9 protein-coding genes are annotated in these 8,521 nt (G+C 64.1%); 6 read left to right on the forward strand and 3 right to left on the reverse strand.

The features are described 5' to 3' along the window. Positions 1-30 precede the first annotated feature (30 nt). The 6 genes from flgG to flgL all read left to right on the forward strand — a co-directional run bounded on the left by flgG (position 31) and on the right by flgL (position 6,962). Positions 31-813 carry a flagellar basal-body rod protein FlgG gene (gene flgG, locus JJB74_RS20595; protein ID WP_200594987.1) on the forward strand — a complete coding sequence of 261 codons (783 nt, stop codon included), beginning with the start codon at positions 31-33 and terminating at the stop codon, positions 811-813. A gap of 17 nt (positions 814-830) precedes the next feature. Beyond that, the gene (locus JJB74_RS20600) at positions 831-1,526 is read left to right on the forward strand and encodes a flagellar basal body L-ring protein FlgH (RefSeq protein ID WP_200594989.1); all 696 of its coding nucleotides are present in this window, start codon (positions 831-833) and stop codon (positions 1,524-1,526) included. Positions 1,527-1,534: 8 nt separating this feature from the next. Further along, a complete protein-coding gene (locus JJB74_RS20605) occupies positions 1,535-2,641 on the forward strand; it encodes a flagellar basal body P-ring protein FlgI (protein ID WP_407672391.1) in 1,107 nt (368 codons plus the stop codon). A gap of 13 nt (positions 2,642-2,654) precedes the next feature. Then, positions 2,655-3,599 (forward strand): flagellar assembly peptidoglycan hydrolase FlgJ, encoded by a 945-nt coding sequence (gene flgJ, locus JJB74_RS20610; RefSeq protein ID WP_200594990.1) that lies wholly within the window; start codon positions 2,655-2,657, stop codon positions 3,597-3,599. Positions 3,600-3,828: 229 nt separating this feature from the next. Continuing rightward, positions 3,829-5,742 carry a flagellar hook-associated protein FlgK gene (flgK, locus tag JJB74_RS20615; protein ID WP_200594991.1) on the forward strand — a complete coding sequence of 638 codons (1,914 nt, stop codon included), beginning with the start codon at positions 3,829-3,831 and terminating at the stop codon, positions 5,740-5,742. A 20-nt stretch (positions 5,743-5,762) separates the two neighbouring features. Then, positions 5,763-6,962 (forward strand): flagellar hook-associated protein FlgL, encoded by a 1,200-nt coding sequence (flgL, locus tag JJB74_RS20620; protein ID WP_200594993.1) that lies wholly within the window; start codon positions 5,763-5,765, stop codon positions 6,960-6,962. Here flgL and JJB74_RS20625 read toward each other — a convergent pair. The 3 genes from JJB74_RS20625 to JJB74_RS33345 all read right to left on the reverse strand — a co-directional run. Further along, positions 6,949-7,392: a hypothetical protein gene (locus JJB74_RS20625; protein WP_200594995.1), complete on the reverse strand. Its 444-nt coding sequence runs from the start codon at positions 7,390-7,392 to the stop codon at positions 6,949-6,951. The genes flgL and JJB74_RS20625 overlap by 14 nt on opposite strands. 12 nt (positions 7,393-7,404) lie before the next feature. Further along, positions 7,405-8,193: a flagellar biosynthetic protein FliR gene (gene fliR, locus JJB74_RS20630; protein WP_200594996.1), complete on the reverse strand. Its 789-nt coding sequence runs from the start codon at positions 8,191-8,193 to the stop codon at positions 7,405-7,407. Beyond that, positions 8,190-8,521: hypothetical protein (locus JJB74_RS33345; RefSeq protein WP_234484404.1), on the reverse strand; the 332-nt coding region annotated here is incomplete at its 5' end. The genes JJB74_RS33345 and fliR, both read right to left, overlap by 4 nt.

The following is an 8,521-nucleotide window of genomic DNA, read 5'->3' on the forward strand; positions in this document are numbered from 1 at the left end:
GAACAAGGCGGCGATGCCGCGACGCTCACCATGATCAAATCACTCTGGATCGCTAAGACTGGCCTGGATGCGCAGCAGACGCAGATGGACACTATCGCCAACAACCTGGCGAACGTATCGACCAGCGGCTTCAAGCGCTCGCGCGCGGTGTTCGAGGACCTGCTGTACCAGAACCTGCGCCAGCCCGGCGCGAATTCCTCGCAGCAGACGCAGCTGCCGTCGGGCCTGCAGATCGGCACCGGCGTGCGCACCGTCGCTACCGAGCGCATTCACACGCAAGGCAATCTGCAGCAGACCAGCAATGACAAGGACGTGGCGATCCAGGGCGCGGGCTTCTTTCAGGTGACGCTGCCCGACGGCACCACCGCCTATACCCGCGACGGCTCGTTCCAGACCGACAGCCAGGGACAGCTGGTGACTTCCAGCGGCTTCGTGGTGCAGCCGGCGATCACGATTCCGGCCAATGCGCAAAGCCTGACCATCGGGCGCGACGGCACGGTGTCGGTGACGCAGCCCGGCAGCGCGAGCCCGGTGCAGGTCGGCAGCCTGCAATTGGCCACCTTCATCAATCCGGCCGGCCTGGAGTCGCGCGGCGAGAACCTGTATGTCGAGACCACGGCATCGGGCAATCCGAGCACCAACACGCCCGGCACCAACGGCGCCGGCATGCTGTCGCAGGGCTATGTCGAGACCTCGAACGTGAATGTGGCCGAAGAGCTGGTGAACATGATCCAGACCCAGCGCGCCTACGAAATCAACAGCAAGGCCATCACCACTTCGGACCAGATGCTGCAAAAGCTCACGCAGCTGTGATGACACAGGAAGCCAGCATGTCCATCCGTACCAGCCATACCGCCCGTCTCGCGCAACTCGTTCTGATCGCCGCCGCAGCGCTTGCGGCGCTGTCGGCCTGCACCTCGGTGCCCGAGACCATCGTGCAGCGTCCGACCAGCACCCGGCCGCAGACCGCGCCGGTGGTGCCGGTTGCCAATGGCGCGATCTTCCAGGCCGCTTCCTACCGGCCGCTGTTTGGCGACCGCCGCGCCAGCATGGTCGGCGATGTGCTAACCATCGTCATCAACGAGAAAACCAGCGCGGGCAAGACCGGCAGCGCCACCGGCGACAAGGCCAGCAATGCCAGCTACGGCGTGAAGAACCTGCTTGGCCTGAGCGCGGCCGTGACCGGCGACATGGGTGTGAACGCCAACACCAACAACAAGTACGAGGACAAGTCGGCTTCCAGCTCCAGCAATACCTTCACCGGCACGCTCACCGTCACCGTCAACGAAGTGCTGCCGAACGGGAACCTCGCGGTGTCCGGCGAAAAGCAGGTGGCCTTCGACAAGGGCGCGGAGTACATCCGCTTCTCCGGCGTGGTCAACCCGGACACCATCGTCAACGGCAACCAGGTGTCCTCGACCCAGGTCGCCGACGCGCGCGTGGAATACCGCACCAATACCCGCATCGATCCGGTCGAAGTCGTGTCGCAGCTCGGCCGCTTCTTCCTGTCGGTGCTGCCGTTCTGAGATTTGCCATGCCTATGAAATTCCTCTTCCGGGCGCTGCTGTGCGCCGTTCTGCTCAACGCCGGGCTCGCGCATGCCGAGCGCCTGAAGGATCTGGCCAGCATCGGCGGCGTGCGCCAGAACCAGCTGATCGGTTATGGCCTCGTTGTCGGCCTCGACGGCAGCGGCGACCAGACCACGCAGACACCGTTCACGGTGCAAAGCGTGATCAGCATGCTGCAGAACATGGGCGTGAACCTGCCGCCGACCAATACGCTGCAATTGAAGAACGTGGCCGCGGTGATGGTGACCACCGCGCTGCCGCCGTTCGCGCAGCCGGGCCAGACCCTGGATGTGACGGTGTCCTCGATGGGCAATGCGAAGAGCCTGCGCGGCGGCACGCTGCTGATGACGCCCCTGAAGGGCGCCGATGGCCAGATCTACGGCATGGCGCAGGGCAATGTGCTGGTCGGCGGCGTGGGCGCGGCGGCCGCGGGCAGCAGCGCGCAGATCAATCATCTGTCGGTGGGCCGCATCTCCGGCGGCGCCACCGTGGAACGCGCCGTGGCCAATTCGCTGGGCGCGAACAACAGCATCACGCTGGAATTGAACGAAAGCGATTTCTCCACTGCCAGCAAGGTGGTCGACGCCATCAACCGCCGCTTCGGTGAAGACACCGCGCAGGCCCAGGACGGTCGCGTGATCCGCGTGCGCAGCCCCGGCGGCAGCAGCGAGCGCGTGGCTTTCCTCGGCGCGCTGGAAAGCCTGGACGTGGTGCCGGCGCAGACTGCGGCCAAGGTCATCGTCAATGCCCGCACCGGCTCGGTGGTGATGAACCAGGCGGTGACGCTGGATACCTGCGCGGTTGCGCACGGCAATCTGTCGGTGGTGATCAACACCAACAACAGCGTCAGCCAGCCGGCGCCGCTGTCCAACGGCCAGACCGTGGGCGTGCAGAACTCGCAGATCGAAATCACCAAGGACCCGGGCAAGGTAGTGCTGTTGAAGCGCTCGGCATCCCTGGCCGAGGTGGTCAAAGCGCTGAACGCGATCGGCGCCACGCCGCAGGACCTGCTGGCGATTCTGCAGGCAATGAAGGCCGCCGGCTCGCTGCGCGCGGACCTGGAAATCATCTGAGCCCCGTGCCGCCATGAACATCGATCCCACCCGCATCTCCGCCGGCAGCACCGACACCGCCGACCTGTCGGCGCTGCGCCGCTCGGCCCAGCAGAACTCGCCGGAAGCGCTGAAGACCGCCGCGCATCAGTTCGAAGCGCTGTTCATGAACATGGTCCTGAAGAGCATGCGCGACGCGACGCCTCAGGACAGTCCTTTCGACAGCCAGCAGAGCCGCATGTACACCTCGATGCTGGACCAGAAGATCAGCGACAAGTTCGCCGGCAACGGCCTGGGCCTGGCGGATGCGCTGATGCGCCAGCTGGCCAACAATGCCGGCATGTCGCCGGATGCGGTGAAGGCTGGCGGCGCGGCCAATGCGGCGGGCAATGCGGCTGACGCAGCCACAAGCTCGGCCACGACCGGGCTGTCGGATACGCCGCCGCCAGGCAAGACCGCATCGGGCAATGCGTCCGCCGCGCTACCGCCAAACAGCGTCAAGCCTTATCCGCCGCGGCCAGCGCATGTGGCGCAGTTCCAGGACAAGCTGATGTCGCATGCCGAGGAAGCCAGCCGCAGCACCGGCATCCCGGCCAAGTTCATGCTCGGCCAGGCGGCTCTGGAAACCGGCTGGGGCAAGCGCGAGATCCGCAATCCCGACGGCAGCAGCAGCCACAACCTGTTCGGCATCAAGGCCGGCCCGGGCTGGAAGGGCAAGACGGTGCAGGTGGCAACCACCGAATATGTGCACGGCGTGCCGCAGAAGCGCATGGAAAGCTTTCGCGCCTACGATTCCTACGCCGATTCCTTCCGCGATTACGCCAGCACGCTGAAGAACAATCCGCGCTACCAGAACGTCATTGCCGCCGGCGGCGACGCCACCGGCTTTGCGCAGGGACTGCAGCGCGCCGGCTATGCGACCGATCCGCAGTATGCGGCGAAGCTGTCGCGGATCATCAAGGGGTCATTGTCGGCGTGAAGCCGAGATGCGTAGGTTGGGCTGACAAGCCCAACATGAAGGTCGATGGCGTGCGGACTCCCGTTGAGTTTCCTTCGGTAGCTTGGGCTGGCAAGCCCGACATGAAGCTCGCCCTTGTGCGGACTCCCGTTGGGCTTGCCAGCCCAACCTACGAGCCCAACCAACGCTTCCCTAAAGTTCCGCCGCGCGCGGCCGTAATCACCATCACACACACGAGGAAGCCACATCCATGTCCAGCATCCTGAGCGTCGGACAAAGCGCCCTGAACGCCGCGCAGGCGGGCCTGGTCACGACCGGCCACAACATCGCCAACGCCAACACCGCCGGCTATACCCGCCAGGTGGTGACGCAACAGGCCGCGGTCGGCCAGGACACCGGTTTCGGCTATGTCGGCAAGGGCACGCAGGTCTCCGGCATCGCGCGCGTCTATGACCAGTTCCTCAGCAGCGCGGTGTTGAATGCGCAGATCAGCAAGGGCCAGAGCAATACCTATTCGGCGCAGATCTCGCAGGTCAACAACATGCTGGCCGATTCCACCAGCGGACTGACGCCGGTGCTGCAGGATTTCTTTTCGAGCATGCAGGGCATGGCCGCTGATCCGGGTTCGGCCGCGGCGCGCCAGGCCGCGCTGTCTTCGGCCAACAGCCTGGCCGGTCGCTTCCAGGACATGAACACCCAGCTTGCCGACATGCGTCAGGGCATCAACGGCGCGATGCAGGGCAGCGTGTCCAACATCAATGGCTATGCGCAGCAGATTGCCAAGCTGAACGACAACATCGAGAAAGCCGAGGCCAACGGCAATTCGCCGAACGATCTGCTCGACCAGCGCGACCAGGCGGTGGCCCAGCTGGCGCAGGAGATCAAGGTCAGCGTCGTCAAGCAGGGCAATACCTACAACGTCATGATCGGCAACGGTCAGCCGATCGTTGTCGGCGCGAAGAATTACAACCTGTCGCTCGCCCCTTCGGACACCGACAGCTCGCGCATGGAAGTGGCCTACACCAGCGGCAATGGCCAGACGGTGCAGCTCGCCGAGAACAGCCTCACCGGCGGCAATCTCGGCGGCATCGTGGCCTTTCGCGCGCAGACGCTGGATACGGCGCAGAACGCGCTCGGGCGCATCGCCATCACGGTCGGATCCGCGCTCAATGCGCAGAACCGGCTCGGCAACGATGCCTATGGCCAGCCCGGCGGCGACATCTTCACCGTCGCCCAGCCGGTGGTGACCGCCAGCAGCCACAATGCCGACAAGACCGCCACCGCCACGGCCACGATCAACGATCCCAGCCAGCTCACCGGCAGCGATTACCAGTTGAAGATCGATTCGAGTGGCCCACCGGCGACCTGGACCGTGCTGCGCCTGTCGGACAACAAGTCTTACACCGGATCGCCGACCAGCCTGGATGGCGTGACCTTCGGCCTCGGTTCCACCGGCAGTTTCGCCGCGGGCGACAGCTTTCTGGTCCGGCCGACGATCGCCGGCGCCTCTGCCGCGGGCGGCATCTCGGTTGCGATTTCGGACCCGGCCAAGTTCGCCGCCGCCGGCGCGGTCAGTGTCACAGCAGCGTCCGCCAATACCGGCACCGGCACGATCTCGGCCGGCACCGTGTCAGGCGACCCCAGCGGCACGCTGCGCAATCCGGTGACGATCAGCTTCACCTCGCCGACGACCTATACCGTCAATGGCACCGGCCCCGGCCTGCCGGCAGCGAACCAGACCTATACCGCGGGCAGCGACATCAGCTACAACGGCTGGACGGTGCAGATCAGCGGCAATCCGGCCGCGGGCGACAACTTCGCTATTGGCCCGACCGGCGCCGACAAGACCGGCGACAACCGCAACGCGCTGGCGCTGGCCAAGCTGCAGAACACCAGCACCACCGGCGGCGTCAGCTTCCAGGGCGCGTATTCGCAATTGGTGAGCCAGGTCGGCAACAAGGCCAGAGAAGTGCAGACCGCCAGCGCGGCAGCCGATGCGCAATACGATTCGGCGCTGGCCGCGCAGCAGGGCGTCTCGGGCGTGAACCTCGACGAGGAAGCGTCGAATCTTCTGAAGTACCAGCAGGCTTACCAGGCCGCCGGCAAGGTCATGAAGGCCGCCGACGACATGTTCCAGGTATTGATGTCGCTGGGCGGCAACTAGCGCCAGCGCGGAGAACCCCCATGAGCTTTCGCATCGCCACCTCCACGATCTTCTCCAGCGGCACCTCGCGCATCAGCGACCTGACTTCCGATCTGTCGAAGATTCAGCAACAGCTTTCCACCGGCAAGCGCATCGTGTCGCCATCCGACGATCCGCTCGGCGCCGGCCGCGCGCTGGATCTGTCCGCGGGGCAGGGCCAGAACACGCAGCTGACGACCAACCGCACCAGCGCGCGCAATGCGCTGCAGGAAGAAGAGACTTCGCTGACCAGCGTTACCAGCCTGCTGCAGGACATCCGCGACAATGCGATCGCCGCGGGTAGCGGCGCGCTCGACGATGCCTCGCGCCGCGATATCGCCACTTCTCTGCAGAATCAGCTCGAGCAGCTCGTGTCCCTGGCCAACAGCCAGGGCAGCACCGGCAACTACCTGTTCGCCGGCTATCGCGACCGCAGCCAGCCCTTCACCGGCAGCGGCGGCGCCACGCAATATGTCGGCGACACTGGCGACAAGGCACTGCAGGTCAGCACGAATCGGCAGATTGCCGTGGGCGACAGCGGCGACGCGCTTTTCATGAACATCCCGGCCACCGGGGTCAATACCACCAGCGCCAGCGGCGGCGCGACGGTGTCATCGCTGGCCGTGGTCGACGCTGCCAAGCTGACCGGCCATAACTACGAGATCGTGTTTAGCGGCGGCAATTACTCGGTCTTTGACGCAACGCTCGATCCCGCTCATGCCGGCACGCCGCTAGTGAACGCCGCCTATGCGGCTGGCCAGCCGATTACCTTCGACGGCCTGCAACTGACGCCGACCGGCACCCCCGCCAACGGTGACAGCATTACGGTCAAGCCGCAGCCAACGCAGAGCATCTTCAAAACCGTCAGCGATCTGATTGGCGCGCTGCAGACCGGCAAGTCCGTTGCCAGCGGCGCCACACCAATGGAACAGAACCTGTCGCTGGCAACTTCCAACATCGACCATGCGCTGGATAACGTGCTGACGGCGCGCGCCTCCGTGGGCTCGCGCATGAAGGAACTCGATAATCTCGATGACTTTGGCAGCGCGCGCGATCTGAACTACTCGCAGGAACTGTCGGCGGTGCAGGACGTTGACTATGTGAAGGCGATCTCGGAGTTCACGCAGAAGCAGACCACGCTGCAGGCTTCTCAGCAAAGCTTCGTGAAGGTGACCGGGCTGTCGCTGTTCAATTACCTGTAAGGCGGTGCCGACACGGTGTCGGCTTATACCAGGGATTCCATGACTGATGCCGGCGGGAGCGCTTGCACGGCCCATTCATGACCGTAGTCTTGCCATTCCTGAGAAATTCCATCGCCAGCGCACCTGCCTTGACCTGATCAGATAAACAGACGATAGGGCCGTTGACGAACAAGTTGTCCTTGAGGGCTGCATATTCGCTCGCGGTACATGGAGGAATGGGCATCGCGCAAAGCTTATCGAAGGAGTAGTCCCTTTCGACGTCCTGGGAATCGCTTGCGGTAATGCTGGTTGGCTGTTGACGTCGATTGGCAATCGGGGGATGTGATTGGACATGGAATCCTTCAGAAAGAAGCCGTAATGGGAAAGAGCGGCTTTTAGTGCTTGGATGCGGGGATGCGTTCCAATCGGAATGAACCGCATCGAAATCCATGGCGGCCCCGCCTCAAGTCTTGGGCAGTGCTGCGGTCAATTGCCGGATCATGCCGAAGCCATCGGCAAACATGCGATCCAGCGGCAACGCGAGGTAGGGTAGTGCGAATGCGAGCATCAGCAATCCTACCGACAGCGTTACTGGAAAGCCCACGCCAAACAGATTGAGCTGTGGCGCCGCGCGCGACAGTACCGCCAGTGCCATGTTGACGATCAGGAGCGCGGCAACCACCGGCAGCGACAATTGCACGCCAGCGGAAAAGATGCGGCCACCCCAGCCGGCGATGAGACGAAAGGCGGAGACGCCAATCGGCGAGCTGGTGATTGGCACGCTGATGAAGCTGTCCACCAGTGCCGACAGCAGCGCCAGATGCAGATTCGAAGCGAGGTACACCAGTAGCGTCAACAGCGACAGCAGCGAGCTGATGGCTGCGGTGCGGCCCTGCGACTGCGGATCGAAGAAGCTGGCGAAGCCCAGGCCCATGGTCATGCTGGCCAGTTCGCCGGCCAGCTCCACCGCGGTGAAGATCAAGCGCATCGCGAAGCCCATCGCCAGGCCGATCAGGAATTGCTGCGCGAGGATCAGCATGCCGGACAAGGACATCGGATCGGCATAGGCAATCGGCGGCAGGCCAGGCGCGACGATGGCCGATAGCAGCGCGCCGAGCAGTACCTTGACCGTGGCCGGTATGCCCTGGTTGCCGTACAGCGGCGCGATCGCGATCAGGCCCATGATGCGGGTGAAGCACCACAGGTAGGATGCGATCAGCGCGTTGATGTCGAGGCTGTTGATGGTAATCATGGGCTGCCCTTGCAAGACTTCCGGGAAGCGTTGTTGAGACCCCGGATACTGTTGCGGTGCAGGTGCAGGTGCAGGTGCAGGTGCAGTGTCTTTGCCTTTGCCTTTGCCTTTGCAGTTGTCGTTGCAGTTGCAGTTGCTTTTAACCCCGTTGATTGCGCCGTGACGGCGATGCCCGGAGCGGGAAAAGGTGCGGCGTCTGTTTGAGCGAAGCGCAGCGTAGCGAGTTTAGCCGCGCCCCGCTCCGGGCATCGACGGCACGGGGACCCCGCGCAGCGGGGCGCAATCTCCGGGGTCGCCTTTTCTTGGTTACTTCTTTTGGCGAAGCAAA

The sequence above is a fragment of the Noviherbaspirillum pedocola genome, from assembly GCF_016632335.1.
Taxonomy (GTDB): Bacteria; Pseudomonadota; Gammaproteobacteria; order Burkholderiales; family Burkholderiaceae_D; genus Noviherbaspirillum_A; species Noviherbaspirillum_A pedocola.